22 protein-coding genes and 2 pseudogenes are annotated in these 25,054 nt (G+C 70.5%); 9 read left to right on the top strand and 15 right to left on the bottom strand.

Annotated features, from left to right (window positions below; all coding sequences use genetic code 11):
• The first annotated feature begins 250 nt into the window (after window positions 1-250).
• Window positions 251-1,600, top strand: a complete 1,350-nt coding sequence (locus KBO27_RS30650; protein ID WP_210973338.1) for an MFS transporter — start codon at window positions 251-253, stop codon at window positions 1,598-1,600.
• Window positions 1,601-1,612: 12 nt separating this feature from the next.
• Here KBO27_RS30650 and KBO27_RS30645 read toward each other — a convergent pair whose 3' ends face one another.
• Both KBO27_RS30645 and KBO27_RS30640 read right to left on the bottom strand, forming a co-directional pair.
• Complete coding sequence (locus KBO27_RS30645; protein WP_210973337.1) at window positions 1,613-2,260, bottom strand: CoA transferase subunit B; 648 nt, start codon at window positions 2,258-2,260, stop codon at window positions 1,613-1,615.
• 9 nt (window positions 2,261-2,269) lie between these two features.
• Window positions 2,270-2,983, bottom strand: a complete 714-nt coding sequence (locus tag KBO27_RS30640; RefSeq protein ID WP_210973336.1) for a CoA transferase subunit A — start codon at window positions 2,981-2,983, stop codon at window positions 2,270-2,272.
• Between the two features lie 157 nt (window positions 2,984-3,140).
• Between KBO27_RS30640 and KBO27_RS30635 the strand changes: the two genes are divergently transcribed.
• Window positions 3,141-3,920, top strand: coding sequence for an IclR family transcriptional regulator (locus KBO27_RS30635; protein ID WP_210973335.1), 780 nt, complete (start codon window positions 3,141-3,143; stop codon window positions 3,918-3,920).
• 6 nt (window positions 3,921-3,926) lie between these two features.
• On the opposite strand, the gene KBO27_RS30630 is transcribed toward KBO27_RS30635, so the two are convergent.
• Entirely contained in the window at window positions 3,927-5,138 is a 1,212-nt protein-coding gene (locus KBO27_RS30630) for a CaiB/BaiF CoA transferase family protein (protein WP_210973334.1), read from the bottom strand.
• Between the two features lie 24 nt (window positions 5,139-5,162).
• Window positions 5,163-6,329, bottom strand: coding sequence for an acyl-CoA dehydrogenase family protein (locus tag KBO27_RS30625; protein WP_210973333.1), 1,167 nt, complete (start codon window positions 6,327-6,329; stop codon window positions 5,163-5,165).
• A gap of 206 nt (window positions 6,330-6,535) precedes the next feature.
• On the opposite strand from KBO27_RS30625, the pseudogene KBO27_RS34055 reads away from it, so the two are divergent.
• The 3 genes and pseudogenes from KBO27_RS34055 to KBO27_RS30610 form a co-directional block, all read left to right on the top strand.
• Window positions 6,536-7,318: pseudogene (locus KBO27_RS34055) on the top strand (MFS transporter); the annotation flags it as partial.
• A 602-nt stretch (window positions 7,319-7,920) separates the two neighbouring features.
• Window positions 7,921-8,676: an IclR family transcriptional regulator gene (locus tag KBO27_RS30615; protein WP_210973332.1), complete on the top strand. Its 756-nt coding sequence runs from the start codon at window positions 7,921-7,923 to the stop codon at window positions 8,674-8,676.
• 41 nt (window positions 8,677-8,717) lie between these two features.
• Window positions 8,718-9,422, top strand: coding sequence for a DUF1028 domain-containing protein (locus KBO27_RS30610; protein ID WP_210973331.1), 705 nt, complete (start codon window positions 8,718-8,720; stop codon window positions 9,420-9,422).
• Window positions 9,423-9,429: 7 nt separating this feature from the next.
• Here KBO27_RS30610 and KBO27_RS30605 read toward each other — a convergent pair whose 3' ends face one another.
• From KBO27_RS30605 to KBO27_RS30575, 7 genes and pseudogenes are all read right to left on the bottom strand, one after another.
• Window positions 9,430-10,227: an urease accessory protein UreD gene (locus KBO27_RS30605; protein ID WP_210973330.1), complete on the bottom strand. Its 798-nt coding sequence runs from the start codon at window positions 10,225-10,227 to the stop codon at window positions 9,430-9,432.
• Window positions 10,228-10,234: 7 nt separating this feature from the next.
• Window positions 10,235-10,933: an urease accessory protein UreG gene (ureG, locus tag KBO27_RS30600; protein WP_210973329.1), complete on the bottom strand. Its 699-nt coding sequence runs from the start codon at window positions 10,931-10,933 to the stop codon at window positions 10,235-10,237.
• The gene (locus KBO27_RS30595; protein ID WP_210973328.1) at window positions 10,926-11,594 is read right to left on the bottom strand and encodes an urease accessory protein UreF; all 669 of its coding nucleotides are present in this window, start codon (window positions 11,592-11,594) and stop codon (window positions 10,926-10,928) included. Before KBO27_RS30595 ends, ureG begins: the two co-directional genes overlap by 8 nt.
• Window positions 11,595-11,604: 10 nt before the next feature.
• On the bottom strand, window positions 11,605-13,314 hold the full coding sequence (locus tag KBO27_RS30590; RefSeq protein WP_210973327.1) for an urease subunit alpha: 1,710 nt from the start codon (window positions 13,312-13,314) through the stop codon (window positions 11,605-11,607).
• A 194-nt stretch (window positions 13,315-13,508) separates the two neighbouring features.
• A pseudogene (locus tag KBO27_RS34050) lies at window positions 13,509-13,790 on the bottom strand (urease subunit beta); the annotation flags it as partial.
• Window positions 13,787-14,089, bottom strand: coding sequence for an urease subunit gamma (locus KBO27_RS30580; protein WP_132684627.1), 303 nt, complete (start codon window positions 14,087-14,089; stop codon window positions 13,787-13,789). The gene KBO27_RS30580 and the pseudogene KBO27_RS34050, both read right to left, overlap by 4 nt.
• 380 nt (window positions 14,090-14,469) lie before the next feature.
• Window positions 14,470-15,978, bottom strand: coding sequence for a PucR family transcriptional regulator (locus KBO27_RS30575; RefSeq protein ID WP_210973325.1), 1,509 nt, complete (start codon window positions 15,976-15,978; stop codon window positions 14,470-14,472).
• A gap of 111 nt (window positions 15,979-16,089) precedes the next feature.
• Here KBO27_RS30575 and KBO27_RS30570 point away from each other — a divergent pair, with 111 nt between their 5' ends.
• Together KBO27_RS30570 and KBO27_RS30565 are read left to right on the top strand one after the other, a co-directional pair.
• Window positions 16,090-17,559: a purine-cytosine permease family protein gene (locus KBO27_RS30570; RefSeq protein ID WP_210973324.1), complete on the top strand. Its 1,470-nt coding sequence runs from the start codon at window positions 16,090-16,092 to the stop codon at window positions 17,557-17,559.
• A 32-nt stretch (window positions 17,560-17,591) separates the two neighbouring features.
• Window positions 17,592-18,470: a polysaccharide deacetylase family protein gene (locus tag KBO27_RS30565; protein WP_210973323.1), complete on the top strand. Its 879-nt coding sequence runs from the start codon at window positions 17,592-17,594 to the stop codon at window positions 18,468-18,470.
• Between the two features lie 4 nt (window positions 18,471-18,474).
• On the opposite strand, the gene KBO27_RS30560 is transcribed toward KBO27_RS30565, so the two are convergent.
• The 4 genes from KBO27_RS30560 to KBO27_RS30545 all read right to left on the bottom strand — a co-directional run bounded on the left by KBO27_RS30560 (window position 18,475) and on the right by KBO27_RS30545 (window position 23,188).
• Window positions 18,475-19,293 carry an IclR family transcriptional regulator gene (locus KBO27_RS30560; RefSeq protein ID WP_210973322.1) on the bottom strand — a complete coding sequence of 273 codons (819 nt, stop codon included), beginning with the start codon at window positions 19,291-19,293 and terminating at the stop codon, window positions 18,475-18,477.
• 91 nt (window positions 19,294-19,384) lie between these two features.
• Window positions 19,385-20,605 (bottom strand): aminopeptidase P family protein, encoded by a 1,221-nt coding sequence (locus KBO27_RS30555; protein ID WP_210973321.1) that lies wholly within the window; start codon window positions 20,603-20,605, stop codon window positions 19,385-19,387.
• Window positions 20,602-21,966 carry an MFS transporter gene (locus KBO27_RS30550; protein ID WP_246538537.1) on the bottom strand — a complete coding sequence of 455 codons (1,365 nt, stop codon included), beginning with the start codon at window positions 21,964-21,966 and terminating at the stop codon, window positions 20,602-20,604. The genes KBO27_RS30555 and KBO27_RS30550 overlap by 4 nt, the downstream gene beginning before the upstream one ends.
• Before the next feature lie 301 nt (window positions 21,967-22,267).
• Window positions 22,268-23,188, bottom strand: a complete 921-nt coding sequence (locus tag KBO27_RS30545) for a LysR family transcriptional regulator (protein ID WP_210973320.1) — start codon at window positions 23,186-23,188, stop codon at window positions 22,268-22,270.
• Window positions 23,189-23,291: 103 nt separating this feature from the next.
• On the opposite strand from KBO27_RS30545, the gene KBO27_RS30540 reads away from it, so the two are divergent.
• Complete coding sequence (locus tag KBO27_RS30540) at window positions 23,292-24,191, top strand: pseudouridine-5'-phosphate glycosidase (RefSeq protein ID WP_210973319.1); 900 nt, start codon at window positions 23,292-23,294, stop codon at window positions 24,189-24,191.
• Complete coding sequence (locus tag KBO27_RS30535) at window positions 24,191-25,051, top strand: carbohydrate kinase family protein (RefSeq protein ID WP_246538561.1); 861 nt, start codon at window positions 24,191-24,193, stop codon at window positions 25,049-25,051. Before KBO27_RS30540 ends, KBO27_RS30535 begins: the two co-directional genes overlap by 1 nt.
• The last annotated feature ends 3 nt before the right edge of the window (window positions 25,052-25,054 follow it).

Genomic DNA, 25,054 nt, shown 5'->3' with positions numbered 1-25,054 from the left:
TGGGTGTTCTCTCGGGGAGGAAGGCAGGGTGCCGGGTCTCCTGCGAGTCGGTGCTCTTGGTGAGCCGGGACGTGGGTGAGGTCCGGGGGTTGATGACGTTCTCGTTTCGGCGCTATCAGCTGTGCGTTTCGGGGCGGGCGCGAGCGGAGCGCATAGATCTTTGCGATGCGTTGCTCCGTTTATTTCTTCTTGTTCGATGTTGCGGGCGGCTTCTAGCGTCCACATGAGATCCGGTCCGAGGAGGCCACCGATGACCGCACCTGAATCCGCTCCCGCCAGAGAGCTCATCGAGACAACAGCCGATCCCGCGACGCTGCGGCGCAGCGTCGCGGCGGGTGCGGTCGGCGTCTTCGTGCACTGGTTCGACTGGGCCGCCTACGCCTACCTCGCGAGCACCATCGCTTCGGTGTTCTTCCCCGCGGGTGACGCCACCGCCGGACTCCTCGCCGTGTTCGGGGTCTTCGCGGTGTCGTTCGGCATCCGCCCCGTCGGGGCGCTGGTGTTCGGGCCGCTCGGCGACCGGATCGGCCGCAAGCGCACGCTGTCGCTGGTCATCTTCCTGATGTCCGGGGCCACGCTCGTCATCGGCCTGCTGCCGGGGTACTCGACGATCGGGATCGCGGCACCGCTGCTGCTGGTGCTGCTGCGGTTGCTGCAGGGATTCGCGGCGGGCGGCGAGTTCGGCAGCGCCGCGAGCTTCCTCGCCGAGCACGCACCCCGACGTCGGCGCGGTTTCGGCGTCAGCTGGCTGGAAGTCGGTTCGCTCCTGGGGTTCCTGGCGGGTTCGTTCGTGTTCTTCCTGCTGTCGGTGGGACTCTCGGAGGATCAGCTGACCTCGTGGGGCTGGCGCATCCCGTTCCTCATCGCCGCGCCGCTGGGCGTCGTCGGCTTCATCATCCGCAACAAGATCGAGGACACCCCCGAGTACCGCGCCCTCGAAGAGGCCGACACCGTGCCCAGCAGGCCCGTGCGGGAGCTCCTGCGCAACAACGGCACGCAGCTGCTGCAGGTCGCCGGCCTGATGACGATGATGCACGTGCCGTTCTACGCGATCCTGACCTACCTGGTGACCTACGAGACCGACCACCTCGGCCACTCCTCCGGCGACGCCGCCCTGCTGTCCACCGCGATCTCGCTGATCGGGCTGGTCCTCGTGCCCGTCTTCGGTCGGCTGTCCGACCGGATCGGCCGGCGGCCGGTCCTGATCGGTGCGGGCATCGCGTTGTTCGTCCTGTCCACCCCCGCCTACCTGGCGATGCGCACGGGACTCGTCGGGACGTGGATCGGCGGACTCGCGCTCGGCGTCGTGCTCTCGGCCATCCTGGGCACCTACGCGGTGTGGTCCGCCGAGATCTTCCCGACCCGGGTCCGCCAGGGCGGGCTGTCCATCGCCTACAACATCACCGCCGCGCTGTTCGCCGGCACCGTGCCCTACCTGATGACCGTCCTGATCGCGGCCACCGGCAGCACTCTGGTCCCGGGGCCGTACCTCATGGTCGCCGCCGCGGTCGGGCTCGTCGCCGCCTTCAGCCTGCGCGAGACCGCGGGCAACCCGCTGCTGCGCCCGGAGGACCTCGGCAGCGAGCGCACCGAAGCCTGAACCGGCAGCCGGTCAGGCGCCCGCGGGAGCCGGTTGGTGGACGGGAGCTCCCGTCTTGGCCTGCACCTCGTCCGGGGTGACTCCCGGTGCCGCGGACACCAGGTGCAGGCCGTCCGGGGTCACGTCGAGCACGGCCAGGTCGGTGACGATCCGGTTGACGACACCGGCCCCGGTGAGCGGCAGGGTGCAGCGCTCGACGAGCTTCGGGGTGCCGTCCTTGGCCACGTGGTCGGTGAGCACGACGATGCGTCGGGCACCCACGACCAGGTCCATCGCGCCGCCCATGCCCTTGACCAGGGAACCCGGGATGGTCCAGTTCGCCAGGTCGCCGGTGCTGCTGACCTGCAACGCTCCCAGCACCGCGATGTCGATGTGCCCGCCGCGCATCATGCCGAACGAGGCGGCCGAGTCGAAGTAGCTGGCGCCCGGGTTGACCGTGACGGTCTGCTTGCCCGCGTTGATGAGGTCGGCGTCCTCCTCGCCCTCCCACGGGAACGGGCCCACGCCGAGGATCCCGTTCTCGCTCTGCAGGGTCACCTCCACGCCGTCCGGGACGTGGTTGGCGACCAGGGTCGGGATGCCGATCCCGAGGTTGACGTAGTCGCCGTCGCGCAGCTCGGCGGCGGCGATGGCGGCCATCTCGTCACGAGTCCAGCTCATGTGCTGCTCCTAGTTCGTCGAGGCGGTGGCTCGGGGGCGCACGGTGCGCTTCTCGATGTCCTTGACCCGGGGCTTGGCCCGCACCAGGCGGTTCACGTGGATGCCGGGAGTCACGATCCGCTCGGGGTCCAGGTGCTCATCGGCGAGGTGCTCGACCTCGACCACCGCCACCCGCCCGCACGTCGCCACGACGGGGTTGAAGTTGCGCGCGCTCGCGCGGTAGACGAGGTTGCCCGCCGGGTCGGCGGTGTGGGCGTGCACGAGCGCGACGTCGGCGACGATCGCCCGCTCCTGGACGTAGGTCCGCCCGTCGAACTCCGCCAGCGGCTTGCCGTCGGCGACCGGAGTGCCCACGCCCGCACGGGTGTAGAACGCGGCGATGCCCGCGCCACCGGCCCGCAACCGCTCGGACAGCGTCCCCTGCGGCGCGAACTCCACCTCCAGCGTCCCGTCCAGGTACTGCTCGGCGAACCGCTTGTTCTCCCCCACGTACGACGCGATCACCCTGGACACCTGCTCGTTCTCCAGCAGCAGCCCGAGGCCCTTGCCGTCCACGCCCATGTTGTTCGACACCACCGTCAGATCCCTGACGCCGCTGTCGCGCACGACCTCGATCAGGTCGTTCGGCACACCGCACAGGCCGAACCCACCGACGGCGAGCGTCATGCCGTCGGTGAGCACACCGCGCAGCGCCTCCTCCGCGTCGGAACGCAGCTTCGACACCTCATCACCTCTCCCACGTCCACTTGACGGACGCCGGGAAGTAAAGGACTTCCGAGGCCGCTACCGCAATGTTCGGAGCTTTTTCGGGTGCGATCCGCTCGCTCGATGACCGACTCGACCGAACAGCGTTCACTCAATGGACGCTACGATGGCGGGCATGAGCGACGGTCCGAACGCCCACCTGGTCGGCAAGATCGGCACCGTGCTCCGCGCGCTGTCCACGACGAACGCGGCGGGCACGACGACCACCGACCTGGCACGCCAGGCCGGGCTCCCCCGGCCGACCGCGCACCGGCTGCTGAGCTCGCTGGCGGACGAGGGGTTCGTCGACCGCGACCTGGACACCGGCAACTGGTTCCTCGGACCCGAGCTCTACCTGCTCGGGCAGACCGCGGGGAGCCGGTACGACGTCACCCACCACGCGCGCGACAGCGTGCACCGGCTGGCCGCCAAGACCGGTGAGAGCGCGTTCTTCTCGGCGCTGCGCGGTCGGGAGACGGTGTGCCTGCTGCGCGAGGACGGGGACTTCCCGATCCGCTCGTTCGTGCTCTACGAAGGCGCGCGGTTCCCGCTCGGAGTCGTCTCGGCGGGCCTGGTCCTGCTCGCCTTCCAGGACGACGCCGACATCAACTCCTACCTCGAAGCCACCGACCTGACCGCCCGCTGGGGCCAGGACCACTCCCCCGAGGCTCTCCGCACCCGCGTCGACCGGACCCGCCGACTCGGCTACGCCGTGAACCCCGGATTGGTCGTCGAGGGCAGCTGGGGCATGGCCGCCGCCGTGTTCGACCGCACCGGCAAACCCGCCTGGGCCCTGACCCTCACCGGCATCGAGTCGCGGTTCACACCGGCGCGCCAACCGGAGCTCGGCGCACTCCTGCTCCACGAAGCCCACGTCCTCACCCGGCACCTGACCGGCACCCGGCGAGACCGGTGAGCGCGCCTACGTCCCGTCACCGCCCGCACCGAGAGCGATGTCGGCGTCGATGAGCGCGGTGATCTGCTCCTCGCTGCACCCGAGCGAGGCGAGGATGCGCCGGGTGTCGGTGCCCTGCTCGCGCGGCGCCGACCGGACGGTGCCGGGAGTTCTGCCGAGCTTGATGGGAAGGCCGATGCCGCGGTAGTCGTCGCGCTCGACGACCATCTCCCGGTGCCTGACCTGCGGATCGGTCAGCGCTTCGCCGACGTGGTGCACCGGGGTGGCGGGAACGCCCCGGCCCACCAGAGCCTCGCTGAGCTCGTGGCGCTTCCTGGTGCTGATCGGCTCGGCCAGCAGCTCGCGCAGCGCGGCGATGTTGCCCACCCGGTCGGCGTTGGTCGTGAACCTGGGGTCCTCGGCGAGCGCCGGTGCCCCCAGCACGTCCACCAGGGTCTGGAACTGGCGGTCGTTCCCGCCGCTGATGAAGATCAGCCCGTCCGCCGCTTCGAAGGTGTCGTACGGGGCGATCGAGGGGTGCGCCGAGCCGGTGCGCTGCGGGGTCTTCCCGGAGGCCAGCCACGCCGAGGAGTGCGGGTGCAGCAACGACACGGCGGTGTCCAGGAGGGCGCAGTCCACCAGCTGGCCGCGTCCGGTGGTGCGCCGGTCGTGCAGCGCCAGCAGGATGCCGGAGAAGGCGTAGATGCCGGTCACCATGTCGACGATCGGCACGCCGACCCGCAGCGGCGGACCGGTCCGCTCGCCGTTGATGCTCATCAACCCGCCGTAGGCCTGCAGGATCGCGTCGTAGCCGGGATCCGACCCCCTCGGCCCGCCGGTGCCGAAACCGGTGATGCGGCAGTGCACGAGCTGCGGGAAGCGCGTGCCGATCACCTCGTCGGAGAAGCCCCACTTGGCCAGCGTGCCCGTCTTGAAGTTCTCCACGACGACGTCGGCTCCGGCGAGCAGTTCGCCGAGCAGCCGCCGGCCCTCCGGCTCGGTCAGGTCCAGGCAGATGTTGGCCTTGTTGCGGTTGATCCCGGCGTGGTAGGCGCTCATCGACTCGGTGACGAACGGCGGCCCCCAGGTGCGGGTGTCGTCGCCGGCCGGGGGCTCGACCTTGATCACCTCGGCGCCGTGGTCGGCGAGCATCTGCGCGCACAGCGGCCCGGCGAGGATCCGGGACAGGTCGAGGACGCGCAGACCGCGGAGGCTGCCCGTGGGTTCAGGTGTGGTCATCGGTGATCCTGTTCGTCTGCGCGCTCAGTAGGACTTGGGCAGGCCGAGGACGTGGTGGGACACGTAGTTCAGGACCATCTCCTGGCTGACCGGGGCGAGCCGGAGGATCCGCGACTCCCGGAAGTAGCGCTCCACGTGGTACTCCCGGGCGTAGCCCATGCCGCCGTGGGTCTGGATCGCCTGGTCGGCGGCGTGGAAACCGGCGTCGGCGCACAACCACTTCGCCATGTTCGCCTCCTTCCCGCACGACAACCCCTGGTCGTAGCGCCAGGCGGCGTTGCGCGCCATGAGCTCGGCGGCGTCGAGCCGGGTCGCGGCCTCGGCGAGCGGGAAGGCGATCCCCTGGTTCTGGCCGATCGGCCGGTCGAAGACGACGCGCTCCTGGGCGTAGCGCACGGCCTTGTCCAGCGCCGCGCGGCCGATGCCGAGCGCCTCGTGCGCCAGCAGGATCCGCTCCGGGTTGAGACCGTCCAGGAGGTACCGGAAACCGTCGCCTTCGGCTCCGATCCGCGCGCTCTCCGGCACGAACAGGTCGTCGATGACCACCTCGTAGGAGGAGACCGCGTTGCGGCCGAGCTTGGGGATCGGGCTCAGGTGCACGCGCTCGGGGTCGATGTCGATGAGGAACAGCGACATGCCGTCGGTCGGCCGGGACACGTCCTCGCGCCGCGTGGTCCGCGCGATGAGCACCATCTTCTGCGAGTCGCCCGCCTTGGTGATCCACACCTTGCGGCCGTTGATCCGGTAGCCGCCGTCGACGCGCTCGGCGAAGGTCGAGATGCGGGTGGTGTCGGTGCCCGCGTCGGGTTCGGTGACCCCGAAGCAGACGTGCAGCGAGCCGTCCGCGGCAGCGGGCAGGACCTCCTCGCGCAGCTGCTCGCTGCCGTGCTTGACGATCGTGTTCAGCCCGAAGATGGTCAGGTGCATGGTGCTGCACCCGTTCATCCCGGCACCGGAGGCGGCCACCTCCTCCAGCAGCAGCGCGGCTTCGAGGACTCCGAGCCCGCCACCGCCGTACTGCTCGGGGATGGCGATGCCGAGCCAGCCGCCCTCGGCGAAGGCGTTGTAGAACTCCCACGGGAACCGGGTGTCCGCGTCGCAGCCGGCCCAGTAGTCGTCGGAGAAGCTGCGAGCCAGTTCCCGCGCTCCCGCCCTGAGATTCGCCTGGTCCTCGGACAGTTCGAAGTGCATGCCCCGGCCTTTCGTGTTCGTATTTGCGAACATCACAACTGATATGGGAATAGACTCTTCCGCGGCGGCGGCGCTGTCAACCGCTTGACAGTGACTCGTTTCACTTCTTATGTTCCCGATTGCGACGCCTCGTTGGTATTTACGAACGCCCCGCGCGGCTTCTCACGCGATCTCCGCGAGCACCACCGTCGAAGAGGATTCGAGCAATGACGCTGAACAACGCCGCACCGCCAGATCCGTCCTCCCGCAAGGCCGTCGGGCCCGCGGTGGTGATCGGCTCAGCACTGGAGTGGTTCGACTTCTACCTCTACGCCTCGATGGCCGCGCTGGTCTTCGGCAAGCTGTTCTTCCCCGCGAGCAACCCGACCACGGCGACCTTGGCCTCGATGGCCACCTTCGCGGTCGGCTTCCTCGCCCGCCCCTTCGGCGGCATCGCCTTCGGCCTGATCGGCGACAAGTTCGGCCGGAAGACCGTGCTGTCAGCCACCTTCCTGCTGATGGGCATCTCCTCCGGACTCATCGGCCTGCTGCCGACCTACTCCTCGGTGGGCCTCATCGCGCCGATCCTGCTGGTGGTGCTGCGCCTGCTCCAGGGGCTGGGCGCCGGGGCCGAGCTGGGCAGCGCGACCGCGGTGGCCTACGAGCACGCCGACGCGAGAACCCGCGGGCGGCAGAGCTCCTTGCCCGCCTTGGGCGTCAACATCGGGCTGTTCGCGTCCTCGCTCACCGTCACCGTGCTGACCAGCTTGAGCGAGGAGTTCCTCCTCGACTGGGGATGGCGGATTCCGTTCGTGGCGACCTTCGCCTTGGCAGGACTCGGTTTCTGGGTGCGACGCCAGATGCCCGAGACCCCGGAGTTCGAGAAGGCGGCCCGCACGGCGCAGGCCGGCGCGAAGGCCAAGCCGCTGCGCTCGCTGCTGCGGTCGAACTGGCGCGGTCTCGCCGTGGTCATGGCGGTCACCCTGGGCTACAACGGGGTCAGCTACATCTTCAAGACCTTCTCGCTGTCCTACCTGACCACGTTCCGCGACGTGCCCGCCAACGTCGGCGCTTTCGGCATCACGCTGGCCAGTGCCTGCGCCATCATCACGGTGCCGATCGCCGGCCGGATCTGCGACTTCGTCGGCGCCAAGGCGGTCATCCTGGTGGGCGCGCTGGCCACCGCGGCACTGGCCTTCCCGTTCTTCTGGTTGCTGGACTCCGGGCAGCACGTGGCGATCTGGATCGCGCTCATCCTCGCCACCGGCATCGTGGTGCCCGCGATGCTCAGCGCCCAGGGCGCGTTCCTCTCGCAGCAGTTCCCGACGCGGACCCGGGTGTCCGGGCTGGGAACCGGTCGGGAGGTCGGCGGCGCCTTCTCCGGCGGGCTCGCCCCGGTGGCCGCGCTCGCCCTCGTCACGGCCACGCCCGGGCACGCCACCTGGGCGGTGTCGCTGATGTTCGTCGGCGGAGCCGCGCTCATCGCCGCGGGCGCGCTGTTCGACCAGATCAAGACCGTCGAGGCCGACGAGGCGCGGATCGCCGAAGCAGTGGGCGGCAGGGCCTGGACCACCGGCGGTAAGTTCGACACCAGCCGGGGTCGGTCAACACGATGGGGAACGCAGTGCCACTTGCCGAATCGGGAGCAGCCAAAGCGCACCGGACCGTTTCGCGGATCACCACCATCCTCGAACTCGCCGCATCGCGCCGGTCCGGGGTGCGACTGTCCGAGCTCGCCACCGAGCTGGACGCACCCCGGTCCTCGCTGCACGGCCTGGTCAAGGGCCTGGTCGCCGACGGTTACCTGCGCGAGCAGGGCGGCGCCTACACGATCGGCCCGGCGATCAGCGCCCTGCTCGCCGCGGCACCGCCCACGGTCGCCGAAGCCGCCCGCGCGGCCATGGAGGAGTTGCACCGCCAGTTCAACGAGACCGTCATGCTGGCCTCCCCGGTCGGGAGCTCTCTCGTCTACACCGACGCCATCGAATCCACGCAGCCCATCCGCTACTCCGCTCCGCTGCGCGTCCGGCGTCCGCTTTACCCGACCAGCTCGGGCAAGTGCCTGCTGGCCTTCGGCACGGAGCGGTTCCGGGAGAACTACCTGACCGGCCACCTCGACGACGTGCCGCGCCTCGACCAGGTCCGCCGCGAGCTCGACGAGGTCGCGAAGGCCGGGGTCGCGATCAACCGCGGTGAGACGCTGCCCGACATCACCGGGGTCGGAGCACCGGTCTTCGACAAGGGTCGCGTCGTGGCGGCCCTCGCCCTGGCAGGCCCGACCTCCCGGCTCGGCGACGTCGTCACCGACATCGCCGAAGCCACCAAGGCCGCCGGCCACGAAGTCTCCGAACGCCTCGCCGGCCGCTGAGCGAGCGCGAAGAAACCCCCGAACCCCGCAGGGAGCGCACCGTGCACGTGGGTACCTTCTCGATCGCCGCCTACGACGTCGCCTCCGGGCGGGCGGGAGTCGCGGTCAGCACGCGCATGCCCGCCATCGGGGCGTTGGCGGTGTTCACCGACGCGGCCTCGGGCAGCGTGGCCACCCAGGCGCTGATCAACCCGCTGCTCGGCGTCGACGGCCTGGAGCTGCTCGAAGAGCACTCCGCGGAGCAGACGTTGCGCCGGCTCCTGGACGCCGACCCCGGTGCGGATTCCCGTCAGGTGTCCATCGTGGACAGGCACGGCGGTTCGGCCGCTCACACCGGGACCGAGACGCATCCGTGGAGCGGCCACCGGACGGGACCGGGATTCGCGGTCGCGGGCAACATGCTCGTCGACGGCCGGACGATCGACGCCATGGTCGAATCGTTCGAGGCCACCGCCGACGAGCCGCTGCACGAACGGCTGCTGCTGTCCCTGGAAGCCGGCCAGCGGGCCGGTGGGGACAGGCGCGGCAAGCAGAGCGCGGCGCTGCGGGTGAGCAGCGGAGAGCCGTACCCGTACCTCGACCTGCGCGTGGACGACCACCCCGAACCCGTGGCCGAGCTGCGCAGGGTCTACGAGGTCGCGAAGCGAGAGCTGCTGCCGTTCGTCGAAGCGCTCCCGACGAGGGCGAACCCGCACGGCAGGTTCCACGAGCTGCTCGGCCTCCCGGACGACGATCCCGCGCGCTGAGCGGACCTCAGATCACGCTGAAGGCACCGGCCCGATCGGGGTTCTCACGCGGATCGCCCTCGCCGTCCTCCCCACCGGGTTCAGGAGCGGTGCTGGAGGCGACGAAGCTCCGCCAGCGGTCCCACGTGCCCCGCAGGGCCTCGTCGGCGCTGTGCGCGTGCGGGGCGAGCGAGCGGGCGATGGACCCGGGACCCGCGAGCGGCGTCTCCGGCGGGGAGACCCGCTCGTCCGGACGGGCGCCGAGCAGCGCGGCGGTGGCGAGCACCCGGCAGTCGCCGAGGATCCCCGGCGCCTTCCTCAGCTCGGGCGAGCGCAGGTCGAGCTCCTCGATCAGCAGGTCGCGGCCGGCCAGGGCGCACCGCATCGTCGAGCGCAACCGACCTCCCTCTTCGCCGCTGCGCCCGAGCACCAGGGTTTCCGACAGCAGGGCCACCGCGCCGTCGTCCAGGACGATGCCGGTGCGCCGGTCCACGTCGGCACCGCCCGCGACCACGAACGGAGCCGCGTCCCAGACGAGCGAGCCTGCGGTTGCGACGTGCACGTCGGCGGCCCAGCTCTGGTGACCGCCCCGCGCGTCGTAGGCGACCACGCCCGAGGGCTCGACGAGTTCGAGGTGCACGCCGCTGCCGACCGAGATCTCCAGTCGGAGGTCGTCTCCGGCGAGCAGGGTGGCGCACACGCCGACGAGCGCGATGCGCACGCGCGGTCCGTCGATCCCGAGCAGGCGGGGGCGCAGGTGATCCCCCGCCTGCAGGACCGTGGCCCGCGCGACGCCGTCGACGAGTTCGATCGACACCGTTGCCATCGCGCGATCACCCGTGGTGGACGTGCGGGGCCATCGGACCCGGGTCCACGGCGGTGTGCTCGCCCCGGCGGTGCTCGGCCACGAGGTGGTGCACCCACTTGCACAGGTCACCGACGGCCGTCGGATCCGTGCGGGACAGCGCGAGCGTGGGCAGTCCCGAGCGCACCGATTCGGCGTCGGTGATCATCTGGGCGACGTCCACGTCCACGTGCTCGGCGAGGTCGGTTTTGTTGATCACCAGCAGGTCGGCTCGTTCGATGCCCGGACCTCCCTTGCGCGCGACGTCACCGCCACCGGCCACGTCGATGCAGAAGATCTGGGCGTCGACCAGCGCGGGGCTGAAGGTCGCCGTGAGGTTGTCGCCACCGCTCTCGACGAGGACGACGTCCAGCGGCCTGAACGCGCGCTCCAGGTCTTCCACGGCGATGAGGTTGGCGGTGACGTCGTCGCGGATCGCCGTGTGCGGGCAGGCGCCGGTCTCCACGGCGCGAATCCGCTCGACGGGGAGAACGCCTGCGGCGCGCAGCATCCGGGCGTCCTCGTCGGTGTAGATGTCGTTGGTGACCACCGCGAGCTCCAGCTCGTCGGCGAGCTGCCGGCACAGCGTGGCGATCAGGGTGCTCTTGCCGGTGCCGACCGGCCCGGCGATCCCCAGCCGCAGCGGCCGGGACGCAGCGCTGCTGTCGCGGTGTTCGTGTTCAGGCAACGAAAATCCTCCTCGTGCTGTTCTCGTGCTGCAGAGCCCAGTGCTCCGCCAGCGGTGCGGTCACGGCGGGCATCTCGGCCGGGCAGGTGACCGCGACGGCGATCTCCGCGGATTCGCGGACGACCGCCGCCGATTCCCAGATCCAACGCGCGGTGTCGACGGGATCGACGGGCAGCAGCTTCAGCGCCGCCGCCGCGACGGTCTGGGCGTCCTCGTACAGGCACGCCCGCGCGACGCGCGACTCGTCGAGCCCCATGACGGCCGCGACGACGCCGAGGGCCACGGGGCGCTGCGGCCCCGGACCGAGCGCGTCGAGCGCGGCCACGGCCGGGTGGTCCGGCCACAACCGCTCGGCGAGCCGGACCAGCCCCCGCCCGAGCAGGGCGGAAGCCGCGCGCACCGGCTCGGTCGGCGTGCGCGCCAGCAGCGCGTCGTGGATCTCGTCGAGCCGGACGTGCTGCTCCCCGGCCGCCCGCAGGGTCAGCACGGCGGCCGAGGCGTCGACCAGTGCCACCGAGCGCAGTCGAGCGCGGAGGTACTCGGCGACCTCCGCGCGGCCGAGACCGGCCGCCAGCGCCGGTTCCAGACCGGCGGAGTGCGCGTGCCCGCCGGTGGGGAGACGGGCATCTGCCAGGAGCATCGCTCCCAGGTCCGGGTCCATCACCCACTCCTCAGAACAACGAGTAGCGCTGGGCGAGCGGGACCGTGTCGACGGGGTTCGGGCGGACCCGCTCGCCGTCGATCTTGATGTTGAAGGTCTCCGGGTCGACCTCGATCCGCGGCAGCGCCGTGTTGTTCGGCAGGTCGTGCTTGGTGACGCTGCGGGTCTCGCGCACCGCGGCGAGCCTGCGCCGCAGGCCGAGCTTGTCGGCCAGGCCGTCGTCGAGCGCGGCCTGCGCCACGAAGCTCACCGACAGGTGCGGCGCGGAACCCGGTCCGTGGGGCAGAGCCGGGCGCATCATGACCGGCTGCGGTGTCGGGATCGTGGCGTTGGGATCTCCGAGCGCACCCCACACGGCGGCACCGCCCTTGACCACGGTGAAGGGGCGGATGCCGAAGAAGGCCGGATCCCACAGCACGAGGTCGGCCAGCTTGCCCGGTTCGACCGAACCGACCTCGTGGTCGATGCCGTGCGCGACGGCGGGGCAGATCGTGTACTTGGCGACGTAGCGGCGGGCGCGTTCGTTGTCGGCGGGCAGCGACGAGCCCAGCGGTCCGCGCTGGTTCTTCATCACGTGCGCGACCTGCCACGTGCGGCACACCAGCTCGCCGATGCGCCCCATCGCCTGCGCGTCGGACGAGGTGATCGACATCGCGCCGATGTCCTGCAGGATGTCCTCGGCCGCCATCGTCGTCGGGCGGATGCGCGACTCGGCGAACGCGAGGTCCTCGGGCACCTGCGGGTTGAGGTGGTGGCACACCAGGAGCATGTCCAGGTGCTCGGTGGCGGTGTTGACCGTGTGCGGCAGGGTCGGGTTCGTCGAGGCCGGCAGCACGTTGGGCTCACCCGCGACGACGATGATGTCGGGGGCGTGCCCGCCACCGGCGCCTTCGGAGTGGAACGCGTGGATGCCGCGACCGCCGATCGCGTCGAGGGTGTGCTGGACGTAGCCGGTCTCGTTGAGGCTGTCCGCGTGCAGGGCGACCTGCAGGCCGTACTCGTCGGCCGCGCGCAGCGCCGCGTCGATGGCCGCCGGGGTGGCGCCCCAGTCCTCGTGGACCTTGTACCCGCCCGCACCGGCCAGGGCCTGCTCGGCGAGCCCCTCGGCGCTGACCGTGCTGCCCTTGCCGAAGAGGATGACGTTGAGCGGCAGGTGGTCGAGGGCCCGGTGCATCATGGCCAGCGACCAGGATCCAGGGGTGACGGTCGTGGCCTTCGACCCCTCGGTCGGCCCGGTGCCGCCGCCCACCACGGTCGTGGTGCCGGTGGCCAGTGCTTCGGCCATCTCGATCTCGGTGAGGAAGTGCACGTGGGTGTCGATCGCGCCCGCGGTCAGGATCTTGCGGTCCCCCGCGATGACGTCGGTGGTCGGACCGATCTTCAGGTCCGGGTGCACGCCGTCCATCACGTCCGGGTTGCCGGACTTGCCCACCGCGACGATGCGTCCGTCGCGGATGCCGACGTCACCGCGGACGACGCCCCAGTGATCGAGCACGATCACGTTGGTGATGACCAGGTCGAGAGCACCCTCCGCGCGCGTGGTCATGCCCTGCGCACCGGACTCGCGGATGCTCTTCCCGCCGCCGAACACCGCCTCGTCGCCGCCGACGCAGAAGTCCTGCTCGATCTCGATCCACAGGTCGGTGTCGCCGAGCCGGACCTGATCGCCGGTGGTCGGCCCGTACAGCTTCGCGTACTCGCGACGACCGATCTGGCTCACTGCCCCTCCTCGGAGTGCTGCTGATCGCCACCGCGCTCGCCGGTGGTCGATTCGTCGTTGACTGGTTCGTCGGTGACCCGCGCCCGCGCCGGAGGCGAGGCCGTGCCGGGCATCTCGGGTTCGGACCCCGGGGTTCCGTACGGGACGACCTTCCTGGGTTCGCGCGTGTAGGTCGGCAGTTCCCGATCGCGGATCTGCAGGCCGGGCACGTGCCCGGTGCCGCCCAGCGCCACCAGCTCCACGAGCTTGCTCACGCCGGGCTCGAAGCGCACCGACGTGCCCGCGGGCGAATCCAGGCGGTAGCCCTGGGCGGCGTCGCGGTCGAAGGTGAGCGCCGGGTTGGCGTCCGGGAAGTGCAGGTGCGCACCGATCTGGATGGGACGGTCGCCGTCGTTGACCACCAGCAGCGTTTGCCGCTCGCGGCCGGCGTTGAGCTCGATGGGCGTCTCGCGGACGCGGACCTCGCCGGGGATCACGAGATCGGCTCCGTGATCGTGACGAGCTTGCGCCCGTCGGGGAAGGTCGCTTCCACCTGCACGTCGGAGAGCATCTCGGGCACGCCCTCCATGACTTCCTCTCGCGTGAGCACGCGCCTCCCCTCGTTCATGAGCGCGTCGACGGTGAAGCCCTCCCGAGCGCGCTCGATCGCCCAGCAGGACAGCAGGGCGACCGCTTCCGGGTGGTTGAGCAGGACGCCGCGTTCCCGTCGATCGCGGGCGATCATTCCGGCGACGCTCAAGAGCAACTTCTCCGTGTCAGACGGAGTGAGATTCATGAAATCACCTCGCATCACTGCAGTTCGCGATCGACTGTAAGGCACGTGCGGATCACTCGCACAACGCGCATGATAATCGCGAAATCGCGCTTCAAAAACGGCGAACCTGCTGTTCATGACACCAGTACCGCTGGGCCCGAACAACTTTCACGCAGCAAAACCGGTCCGCGAAGGTTTTCGTCCGCTTAGGATATTTTGGCGACTCTCGCCACACAACGCGGTTTCGAAAACGTCATCGGGCGCCGAAACCCGCAACCCGCACGACACATCCGCGCAATACAAAGCACCGAACAAACTTTCACATTCGGCCTCGCCGGGTTGAAAAAATGCGCACCTCGACTCGGCGGGGAACAACTCCTCCTCGGAACCCGCGCGGGTCCTCACCGGCCGCGGCCGGTGAGGACGTTGCGGAGCCGGACCGCGACGTGCAGGTCCCCGAGCTTCTCGGGATCGGTCACGTCGATCCCCAGCGACGCCGACAGCTTGTCCAGCCGCTGGTAGAGGGTCTGCCTGCGCACGTGCAGGCGTTCGGCGGCCCGGGTCTTGTTGGCCCCGCAGTCGAAGAAGACCTCCAGGGTCCGCAGCAGGCGCTCCCTGGTCTCGCGCGGCTCGTCGAGCAACGCCCCGAGCTGCTCGCGGATGAACCGCTGCAGGACTTCGTCGGCGTCGAGCTGGTGCACGAGCCGGTGCAGCGACCAGTCGGCGGCGTCGACGACCCGCGTCGTCTCGCCGTCGGCGAGGTCCAGCTGCAGGCAGCGACGCGCTTCGGCCACCGCGTGCGGGATGCCGCCGCTCCCGCTGACCAGCGGCCCGATCCCGACGGCCGGGTGCTCCGGCCCGAGCACGCCGAGCTGGCGCACGTCGTCGATCAGGTCCCGCCGGGAGCGTTCGGGCCGCCGCGCGTCCAGCGCGACGAGGGCGAGGTACTCCTGCTCATCGGCGTGACCGACCGCCATCCGGCCGTTCCGCTGCAACTGCTGCTCCAGCGCCTCGCGCACCCCCGGGTCGTCGCCACCGGTGACGACCGCGACGAAGGCGTCCGTGCCCGCCAGGCCGGAGTTGGCGAGCAGGACGTCGAGGTCGTCGTGCGCGGCGGAGGGATCGCGGAGGTGCTGGAAGAGGGCGCGGGTGGCGCGCATCCGCGGAGTGGGCGGTTGCGCGCGCAGCAGCGCCAGGGCGAACGACTGCGGCGCGCGGCCGAGCGCGGCTTCCAGCACCAGCGGGTCGGCACCGGGCGCGGCCAGCACCTCCAGGTTCGCCGTGCTGATGCCGTGCACGGCGACCGTGGCGCGCCAGGTGACGACCTCGCCCAGGTCACCCGCTCCCCGCTCCGGTGCTCGGGAGAGCACGGCACCCGAGCGATCCCGCACGACGACAGCGGCGCCGGTGAGCTCCGCGAGCGCGGCGGTGAGCTCGGGCAGACCGGCGCCGGAGGTGAGCTCCGCCGACAGCGCGTCGGAGATCGAGTCGGCCAGGCGCAGCCGCTGCACCGAATCGTTGATGATCAGGCCGTTGATGCCCTCGGTGATCTCCACGAAGGGGACGGGGCGGTCGAACCGGATCAGCGGGAACCCCTGCTTGGCGCACTCGTCGATCAGCGCGTCCGGCATCCCGAGGCCGGTGCTGGCGGTCTCCACGGCCAGCGCGGTGACACCGCGAGCGGCCAGTTCGCGGACGTAGGAGCGCTGGCGCGACGGCGAGACCTCCGAGAGCACCACTCCCCCGGTGAGCAGCAGCTCCCCGCCCCGGAGCAGCGGGGCGATGTCGATGACTTCGCTGGAGTGCACCCACCGCACGCTGCGCGCACCCGCCTCGGCACCGACCAGGAGCACCGGCTCCCCGCGTTGCACGCTGCGGTGGCGCAGCACCTCGTCGAGCGACATCTTCATGACAGATCGTCCAACTGCGATCGACATTTGGTTGACGGAATGTACCTTGTTTCCTCCCTCCCCGGCCAGAAGCATGAGATCTCGCCAAGGCCAGCGTGGAGGGGAGACCCGATGACGAGTCCGGCAGGTGACGACCCCGCAAGAGGCGACCTGGAGGAATGCCTCCAACCGATCCCCGACGAGTCCCGAACCCGCCGGGTCTCGGGGCAGTTCTGGATCTGGGCGGGCGCGAACATCGCACCGATCAACTGGGTGCTGGGGGCGCTGGGCATCGAGCTCGGCCTCGGGCTGTCCGACACGTTGATCGTGCTCATCGCGGGCAACTTCGTCGGGATGGCCCTGTTCGGACTGTTCGTGCTGCTCGGCCAGCGCACCGGCGCGACCGGGATGGTGCTGTCCCGGGCCGCGTTCGGCCGACGCGGGGCGTACCTGCCCGCGGCGATCCAGGCGCTGCTCGCCGTCGGGTGGTGCGCGGTCAACACCTGGATCATCTTGGACCTGGTCATGGCGCTGCTCAGCGAGCTCGGCGTGGTGGACCCGGCCGCCGAGAACCACGGCGCGAAGCTCGGCGTGGCCGCGCTGATCATGGGCGCCCAGGTGCTCATCTCCTGGTTCGGGTACCGCGCGATCTCCAGCTTCGAGCGCTGGACCGTCCCACCGACGATCGCCGTGCTGGTCCTCATGTCGCTGGTCGCCTGGACCGGGCTGGAGATCGACTGGAGCTACGCGGGCCCGCCGGGGCAGGTGCTGACCGGCATCGAGCGCCTCAGCGCGATGACCGCCGTCATGACCGCCATCGGCATCGGCTGGGGCATCACCTGGTTCACCTACGCGGCCGACTACTCGCGGTTCGTCAGCACCACCGTGCCGCGACGCAGGCTCTACCTCGCCAGCACGCTGGGGCAGTTCCTCCCGGTCGTCTGGCTCGGCGTCCTCGGCGCCTCGCTGGCCACCAAGAACGGCGAGGCCGATCCCGGACGCCTGATCGTCGACAACTACGGCTCGCTCGCCGTGCCCGTGCTCTTCCTGGTGGTGCACGGGCCGATCGCCACGAACATCCTCAACATCTACACCTTCGGCGTCGCCGCGCAGGCCTTGGACGTCAAGGCCTCGCGCCGCACGCTGAGCGTCCTGGTGGGCGTGTTCTCGATGCTGTGCGTGGCGCTGTTCGTCTTCCACGGCGACCTCGCGTCCGTGCTGGACTCCTGGCTCGTCTCGCTCGTCGCCTGGGTGGCCTCCTGGGCCGGGATCATGCTCGTCCACTTCTTCGCGCTCGAACGCGACAACAGCCGCACGGACCGGCTGTTCGCGCCGGTCGGCAGCCCCCTCCTGCCGGACGTCAACTGGGCGGCGGTGGTCTCCTTCGGCGCGGGCGTGGTCTCCACCTGGCTGTTCATGCACGGCGTCCTGGAGGTCTTCCAGGGACCGATCGCCGGCGCGATGGGAGGCATCGACCTCTCCTGGCTGGCCGGTGGCCTGGTCTCGGCGGCCCTCTACGCCGTGCTGGGACCGCGCGTGCACCGCCGTCACCTGCCCGAGCAGCTGCCGAAGCGCGACCTGCCCGATCACGCCCCCTCCTGAGCAGTGCCATTCCGATGTGGAACGAGGTGAACATGTCCGGAACTCCCGGATCCTTCCCGTGGCAGCGCGGTGTTCGCGCCGCGGCCGCGCTGACCTTCGACGTCGATGCCGAATCCTGCGCCCTGGTCCAGGATCCCGGCTCGGTGGAGCGCATGTCCCTGATGGGGCACCAGTCCTACGGCCCCCGGGTGGGCGTGCCGCGGCTGCTGAACGTGCTGCGGCGCCACGACGTGCGGGCGACCTTCTTCGTCCCCGGCTACACCGCCGAGTGCTACCCCGACACGGTGCGGGCGATCGTCGACGACGGTCACGAGGTGGCCCACCACGGGTACGTGCACGAGTCGATGCGCGGGCTCGACGAGGGCAAGGAGGCCGAGTACCTGGACCGGGGGCTCGAGGCGCTCGAACGCGTCGCCGGTGTCCGGCCGACCGGCTACCGCGCGCCGTGGTGGGAGATGAACTGGCACACCCCGAAACTGCTGGCCGAACGCGGTTTCAGCTACGACTCCAGCCTGCTCGACGACGACGTCCCGTACCTGATGACCAGCTCCGGGCCGGGTTCGACCGAGCTGGTCGAGATCCCGGTGGACTGGTCGCTGGACGACTGGGAGCAGTTCGCGTTCTACCCCGGCTGGACGGGCAGCGGCGTCATCGAGAGCCCGCTGAAGGCGCTGGAGATGTGGTCGCTGGAGGCCACGACGCGCCACGCCGAGGGCGGCTGCTTCGTCCTGACCGCCCACCCGTTCCTGTCCGGGCGCCCGGCCAAGGCCCACGCCCTCGACCGGCTGCTGGAGCTGCTGCGATCGCTCGACGGCATGTGGGTGACCTCGCTGGCCGAGATCGCAGCGCACGCCCGGCCGCTGTGCGGTCCCGCCCGGACCCACGAGCGGTTGACCGACGTGCCGGTGTGACCGCTCAGGGGTGCGGCGGCCCGTCGCCGTCGCACCCCGGTGCGCCCAAGCGGGTGGAGATCTCCGCGGCCGTCTCGCGGACCACTCCCGCGAGCTGGTCGCGCAGCTGCTCCGACACGCGGAAGCTGGGCGCCGACAGCAGCAGGGCGGCGACGAGGTGTCCGCGGTGGTCGCGCACCGGCGCGCTGATGCCGACCTCCTCGACGTGGGTTTCACCGGCGTTGATCGCCACGCCCGAGCTCCGCACCGCGGCGAGTCGTTCGAGGTAACCGCTCACCTCGGCGTCGTCCCGGCGCTCCGAGCGCACCAGCCCCCGTTCCAGCAGTTCTCGGGCGCGCCCTTCCGGCAGCTCGGCCAGGAACACCTGCACCGACGAGCTCGCCGCGGTGGTGTAGCGCGTCCCGATCGGGGTGGTGTGCTTGACCAGCTTCGGGCTCGGGACCTGCTCGACGGAGACGGACTCGTGGCCGCTCCACACGACGAGAGCGCTGGTCTCGCCGGTGCGCTCGGTGAGCCGCTCCAGCGACGGGTAGGCCACGCGGCGGACGTCGAGGTTGGCCAGCAGCGGACCGGCGATGCCGATCAGACCGAGACCGAGCCGGAAGCGCCCGCTCTCCGGGTCGCGCAGGACGAGGTCCAGCTGTTCGAGCTGGTTGAGCAACCGGGACACGGTGCTCTTGTGCAGGTCCACCCTGCGGGCGATCTCGGTGACGCCGAGCGCGGGTTCGTCCACCGAGAACGAGCGCAGGACGCGGATGCCGTTGTGCAGCACCGAGTTGGCGCTCCTGGCCTCCTGCCGGTCGAGTTCGTCGTTGTCGCTCATCGTCGTGCCCTCCCGCACCGCCGCACACCGCTCGGGACCGCGACGACGCCGGCCTCCGAACCCGGAGACCGGCGTGGCCTGCGATCCGCCGTCAGGCGGGGAGGACGTTGTGCTCGGGTCCGTAGGGGAAGCGCGTGATGTTCTCGGCGCCGTTCTCGGTCACCACGAGGATGTCATGCTCGCGGTACCCGCCCGCTCCTTCCTGCCCCTCCGGGATGGTGATCATCGGTTCCATGGACACGACCATCCCGGGTTCGAGGACGGTCTCGATGTCCTCGCGCAGCTCCAGGCCCGCTTCCCGGCCGTAGTAGTGCGACAGCACGCCGAAGGAGTGGCCGTACCCGAAGGTGCGGTGCTGCAACAGCTCCTGCTCGTCGTAGACCTTGTTCAGCTCCGCGGCGATGTCCCCGCAGACCGCTCCGGGGCGGATGAGCTCCAGGCCGCGCTCGTGCACCGCGGTGTTGACCTCCCAGTACCGCAGCTGGGCCGCGCTGGCCTCGCCGTAGACCAGGGTGCGCTCCAGGGCCGTGTAGTACCCGGCGATCATCGGGAAGCAGTTGAGGCTCAGCAGGTCGCCGCGCTGGACCTTCCGGGAGGTCGGCCAGTTGTGGGCGCCGTCGGTGTTGACCCCGGACTGGAACCACACCCAGGTGTCCCGCAGCTCGGCGTCGGGGAAGGACCGGGCAATCTCGCGGACCATCGCCTGGGTGCCCGCCAGCGCCACCTCGTACTCGGGCACGCCTTCGGCGACCGCTGCGGTCACGGCGGCCCCACCGAGGTCCGCGATGCGCGCGCCCTCCTTGATCAGCGCGATCTCCTCGGGCGACTTCACCATCCGCTGGGCCATAGCGGTCGCGGAGACGTCGGTGAACTCGAACCCGGGCAGGACCCGGGCGATCCGCGCGCGCAGCGCCGGCGCCAGCTCGTCGCCCTCGACGCCGAGCCGCCCCTTGGTGACTCCGGCGTCGGAGAGCACCGTGGCGATGGCGTGCTCGAAGTTGTCGCGCTGCCAGTCCGTGTAGACGACGTTGTCGCCGAAGCTCCGCCGCCACGGCTGCCCGGCGTCGATGTTGGCCGACACGGTGACGTGGCTGCCCTGCGTGACCACGAGCGCGTAGTTGCGCCCGAACGCCGTGTAGAGGAAGTCGCTGTAGTAGTTGATGTTGTGGTAGCTGGTGAAGACGACCGCGTCCACGCCCGTTTCGGTCATGCGCCGGCGCAGCACGTCCACTCGCCGCCGCATCTCCGCCTCGGAGAACGTCGGTGCGACGCGTTGTCCGTTGTGGATGGTCTTGAGGCGTTCCATGCTCATCGAGCAGATCCCTTCTCGTGATCGGTGCTGCACTGTGCGGACCCCGGTGCCGGCCCGTCGGCGTCGGCACCGGGTGGAACGTGACGCGCGGCGCGCATGACCAGCACCGCGGCGACCCCTGCGGCGGCGAGGTACCAGGCCGGGGCGACCGGGTCGGAACTCGCGTGGATCAGGGAGGTGGCCACGAACGGAGCCGTCCCGCCGAACAGGGCGTTGGCGGTGTTGAAGCTGAGCGCGAAACCGCTGTAGCGCACGTGCGTCGGGAACAGCTCCGACAAGAAGGCCGGTAGCGTGCCGTCGTTGGTGCTGAGCACGATGCCCAGCGCCGTGTGGATCAGCACGACACCGACCACTCCGGCCGTTCCGAGGAGCAGGAAGACCGGGACCGCCAGCACGGCGAACAGCGCTCCGGCCAGCGTCAGCATCCTCGCGCGACCGACCCGGTCGGAGAGGCGGCCCATGAGCAGCACGGCCCCGATGTAGACCACGAGCGTCACGCCGGTGGACACGAACGAGCTCGTCTCCCCCAGCCCGAGCTCGGTCGACAGGTAGGTCGGCATGTAGCTCAGCAGCATGTAGAACCCGACGGCGTTGAGGCTGGTCACCCCGAACGCGACGAGGAGCCGGCCCTTGTTGTGCGCGAAGGCGTCCCGCAGCGGCGCCTGCGCGGCGGACTGCCGGCCTTCCAGCTCGCGGTACTCGGGGGTGTCCTCGAGCTTGAGCCGGATGTAGCGACCGATGAGCCCCAGCGGCGCGGCCAGCAGGAACGGAACCCGCCACCCCCAGGACGCCATGGCCTCGTCCGAGAGGACCGAGGTCAGCGCGGTGACCACGACCGAACCGAGCAGGAGCCCGCAGGCGGTGCTGGCGGGAACGACGCTGGTGTAGGCGCCCTTCCGGCCCTCGGGCGCGTACTCGAACAGGAACGCCGAGGCTCCCGCGTACTCGCCTGCCGCCGAGAAGCCCTGCACCAGCCTGGTGGCCAGCAGCAGCATGGGTGCGGCGATGCCCACGGCGGCGTAATCGGGCAGCAGGGCGATCACGCAGGTGGCGGCGGACATGATCAGGATCGACAGCGACAGCGCGTTGCGCCTGCCGAACCGGTCGCCGAAGTGCCCCCAGAAGAGGCCGCCCACCGGCCGGATGACGAACGACAGCGCGAACACGCTGAACGTCGCCAGCAGCCCGGCGGTCGGCGAGGTGCCCGGGAAGAACACGCTCGCGATCGTGGTGGCGAGGTAGCCGTACACGGCGTAGTCGAACCACTCGACGAGGTTGCCGATGAAGCTGGCGCTGACGACGCGGCGCATCGTCGACGGCGCAGGCGTTCTCCGCCCGGGATCGGACGTGCTGGAAGGCATGCTTGCCCACTCCCCGATGGGTCGAGTCGGCGATGCAGGCGCGAACCCGCACCGTCCCCTTTCACCTAGCCTGACTCACTAGAAACAACACAGTTGCGATTTCTGCAACGTAGGGACCGACCGCCAGACTGTCAACGCCCACCTGGGCCCACAGGGCCGCTCGAATGTCACGTATTCGCAGGTGGAGTGCACGTTCTCGCGTCGACTAGACGCATTACTGCAGATGCCCCCAAAGAGACTCGTTACGCAACCTAATTGCGTTCAGTGCAACCCTGAATCGAAGTCGCGGGCACCGCCCGGCTCACCTGCGCGGAGGCCGCTGCTCACCCGCCAGCTCGGCCCCGACCTGACGGACCAGGTCGAGGAACTCCGCCACCACCGGCCGGTGATCCCGCTCGAGCCAGATCACCGACAGCGGCAGGGTCGCGGGTCGGCGCAGCGGCACGACTCGCACGCCGTCGGTGACCCGACCGGCGGTGGAGGCCGGGATCAGCGAGAACGCGCGCGCGTCGGCGATCAGGTACGACCGCCCGCCGACGATGCGGGGTGGGCTGACCAGCACCAGCGGGTCCAAACCGCGGTCGGCGCAGATGCGCATCAGCTCGTCGTAGTAGCCGGGGTTCTGCTCGCGTGGCCAGAGCAGCAGCGGCAGATCACCCATCTCGGCCAGGTCGATCGCCCCTTCCCCGGCCAGCGGGTGGTGCTCGCTCAGCGCCACCAGAACCGGTTCGGTGCGCACCAGGTCGGACCGGTGGTGCGGTGGCGGGGTCACGAACCGCCCGAGCCCGACATCGCAGTCGCGGTTCACCAGGGCATCCGCAACTTCCCCGGTCTCCACCGGGACCTCCAGCAGCTCCGCGTTCGGCATCGCCGACTCCGCGCGACGCAGGACCACCGGCAGGATCTCGTCCATCACGCTCGGCGTGACCGCGATGCGCAGCCGACGCGACCGCACGTCGGTGAGCCGGCGCGCGCGGGCGACGAAAGCGCCCGCTGCGTCGCAGAGCGCGCGGGCGTCGTCGAGCAGCGCCGCGCCTGCCTCGGTCAGCGCCACGGTCCGGGTCGAGCGGTCGAACAACGTCGTGCCGACAGCACCTTCCAGGCGCCGGATCTCCTGGCTCACCACCGGCTGCGAGCAGTGCAGGCGCTGCGCCGCGCGGCCGAAGTGCGACTCGTCGGCGACCGCGACGAAGACCTCGAGCTGCCGCAACGTCACACCCATAGCGTGACGCTATCAGTCACGTCCGAATTGTTCGTTGTTCCCACGCACTGACGGCTCTAGATTTCTCGCCACCAGCCAGAGATCCAGTCGGAGGTTCGCGCAGATGTTCGTGGTGTCAACGGAAGTTCGTGACGCGGTCGCCGCCGGTCGCCCGGTGGTCGCGCTCGAGTCGACGATCTTCACGCACGGGCTGCCGCGCCCGCGCAACCTGGAGGTCGCCAGGGAAGCCGAGACCCGGCTCCGCGACGCCGGAGTGGTCCCGGCCACGATCGGCGTCGTCGACGGCGTGCCGACGATCGGGCTCACCGACGACCAGATCGAGCGGCTGTCCAACGAGGACGACGCGGTCAAGGTCAGCGTGCGAGACCTCCCGATCGCCGCGGTCAAGGAGCTCTCCGGCGGCACCACCGTCGCGGCCACGGCGCTGCTCGCGCACAAGGCCGGCATCGAGGTGTTCTCCACCGGTGGTCTCGGCGGTGTCCACGAAGGCGCCGGTACCAGCTTCGACGAGTCGGCCGACCTCTTCACGCTCGCCGACGTGCCGATCCTCGTGGTCAGCGCGGGCGCGAAGTCCATCTTGGACATCTCCGCCACGTTGGAACGCCTGGAGTCCCTCAGCATTCCGGTCGTGGGCTACCGGACGAACCGGTACCCCGGCTTCTACGTCGCGGATTCCGGGCACGAGATCGACTTCTCCGTGTCCGACCCCCGGGAAGCGGCTGCGATGGCCCGCGCCCGTCGGGAACTGGACCTGCGGGCAGCGCTGCTGATCGCCAACCCCGTTCCCGCGGACGAGCAGCTCCCGCCCGAGTTGCACGATCGCGTGGTCGCCGAGGCGTGGCAGGCGGCCCGCGAGCAGAACATCGTCGGCCAGGACACCACCCCGTTCCTGCTGGACCACATCGTCAGGGCGACCGGCGGCCGCAGCCTGGACGTCAACATCGCCGTGTACCGCAACAACGTCTCGCTCGGCGCCGAGATCGCCAAGGCGATGGGGGCGTGATGGGGAGCAAAGTGCTCGGCGTGCTGGGCGACCTCGTCGAGGACGTCGTCGTCTGGCTGCGCGAACCTCTGCAACAGGCCACCGACACCGAGGTGGAGGTCCACCGGGTGCGCGGCGGGAGCGCGGCCAACGTCGCCGCCTTCGCGGGCTGCCCGACGCGCTTCCTCGGCTCGGTGGGCGCCGACTTCGCCGGCGACGCGCTGGTGGCCGAGCTCTCCTCGCACGGCGTGGACGTCCGGGTCCAGCGCCACGGCCGCACCGGCACGATCGTGGTGCTCATCGACGAGCGCGGCGAGCGGGCCATGCTGCCGGACCGGGGCGCCTCGGTGCTGCTCGACGACGTGGAGCCGTCCTGGACCGCCGGGCTCGCGCATCTGCACGTGCCCGCGTACTCCTTCGCGGGCGGCGCCGTCCGCGAAGCCGCGATCGCCGCGGTCGGCAGTGTTCAGGCGGAGGGCGGCTCGGTGTCGCTGGACGCCTCGTCGACCGGAATGCTCCGCCATCACGGCGTGGATCGGTTCCTCGACCTCGTCGCCGAGCTCGAACCGGACCTCCTGCTGGCCAACGCGGCCGAAGCCGAGCTGCTCGGACTGCACGACGTCGTGCTGGCGAAGACCACCGTGGTGGTCAAGAACGGCCCCGACCCGACCGCGGTGCTCGCTCCCGGTGCCGCGCCCCACCACGTTCCTGTGGCCCCGGTCGAGGAGGTCCGCGATCTCACCGGCGCCGGGGACGCGTTCGCCGCGGGCTTCCTCACCGCGCTCCTGGAGGGCGCTGCCGTCGAAACCTGTTGCACGAACGGGCACGCCTTCGCCGCGCGCGTGCTCAACGCCCCGGGCGCCACGATGCGCCCGGCCTGATTC

Source organism: Saccharopolyspora endophytica (assembly GCF_018070075.1).
Taxonomy (GTDB): domain Bacteria; phylum Actinomycetota; class Actinomycetes; order Mycobacteriales; family Pseudonocardiaceae; genus Saccharopolyspora; species Saccharopolyspora endophytica.
This window is presented reverse-complemented; position numbering and strand designations above follow the sequence as displayed.

Excerpts from the sequence above, each read along its gene's own strand:
- KBO27_RS30650 (WP_210973338.1), top strand. The coding sequence starts at position 251 with ATGACCGCACCTGAATCCGCTCCCGCCAGAGAGCTCATCGAGACAACA.
- KBO27_RS30645 (WP_210973337.1), bottom strand. The coding sequence starts at position 2,260 with ATGAGCTGGACTCGTGACGAGATGGCCGCCATCGCCGCCGCCGAGCTG.
- KBO27_RS30635 (WP_210973335.1), top strand. The coding sequence starts at position 3,141 with ATGAGCGACGGTCCGAACGCCCACCTGGTCGGCAAGATCGGCACCGTG.
- KBO27_RS30630 (WP_210973334.1), bottom strand. The coding sequence starts at position 5,138 with ATGACCACACCTGAACCCACGGGCAGCCTCCGCGGTCTGCGCGTCCTC.
- KBO27_RS30625 (WP_210973333.1), bottom strand. The coding sequence starts at position 6,329 with ATGCACTTCGAACTGTCCGAGGACCAGGCGAATCTCAGGGCGGGAGCG.
- KBO27_RS30615 (WP_210973332.1), top strand. The coding sequence starts at position 7,921 with ATGGGGAACGCAGTGCCACTTGCCGAATCGGGAGCAGCCAAAGCGCAC.
- KBO27_RS30605 (WP_210973330.1), bottom strand. The coding sequence starts at position 10,227 with ATGGCAACGGTGTCGATCGAACTCGTCGACGGCGTCGCGCGGGCCACG.
- KBO27_RS30595 (WP_210973328.1), bottom strand. The coding sequence starts at position 11,594 with ATGGACCCGGACCTGGGAGCGATGCTCCTGGCAGATGCCCGTCTCCCC.
- KBO27_RS30580 (WP_132684627.1), bottom strand. The coding sequence starts at position 14,089 with ATGAATCTCACTCCGTCTGACACGGAGAAGTTGCTCTTGAGCGTCGCC.
- KBO27_RS30575 (WP_210973325.1), bottom strand. The coding sequence starts at position 15,978 with ATGAAGATGTCGCTCGACGAGGTGCTGCGCCACCGCAGCGTGCAACGC.
- KBO27_RS30570 (WP_210973324.1), top strand. The coding sequence starts at position 16,090 with ATGACGAGTCCGGCAGGTGACGACCCCGCAAGAGGCGACCTGGAGGAA.
- KBO27_RS30565 (WP_210973323.1), top strand. The coding sequence starts at position 17,592 with ATGTCCGGAACTCCCGGATCCTTCCCGTGGCAGCGCGGTGTTCGCGCC.
- KBO27_RS30560 (WP_210973322.1), bottom strand. The coding sequence starts at position 19,293 with ATGAGCGACAACGACGAACTCGACCGGCAGGAGGCCAGGAGCGCCAAC.
- KBO27_RS30555 (WP_210973321.1), bottom strand. The coding sequence starts at position 20,605 with ATGAGCATGGAACGCCTCAAGACCATCCACAACGGACAACGCGTCGCA.
- KBO27_RS30550 (WP_246538537.1), bottom strand. The coding sequence starts at position 21,966 with ATGCCTTCCAGCACGTCCGATCCCGGGCGGAGAACGCCTGCGCCGTCG.
- KBO27_RS30545 (WP_210973320.1), bottom strand. The coding sequence starts at position 23,188 with ATGGGTGTGACGTTGCGGCAGCTCGAGGTCTTCGTCGCGGTCGCCGAC.
- KBO27_RS30540 (WP_210973319.1), top strand. The coding sequence starts at position 23,292 with ATGTTCGTGGTGTCAACGGAAGTTCGTGACGCGGTCGCCGCCGGTCGC.
- KBO27_RS30535 (WP_246538561.1), top strand. The coding sequence starts at position 24,191 with ATGGGGAGCAAAGTGCTCGGCGTGCTGGGCGACCTCGTCGAGGACGTC.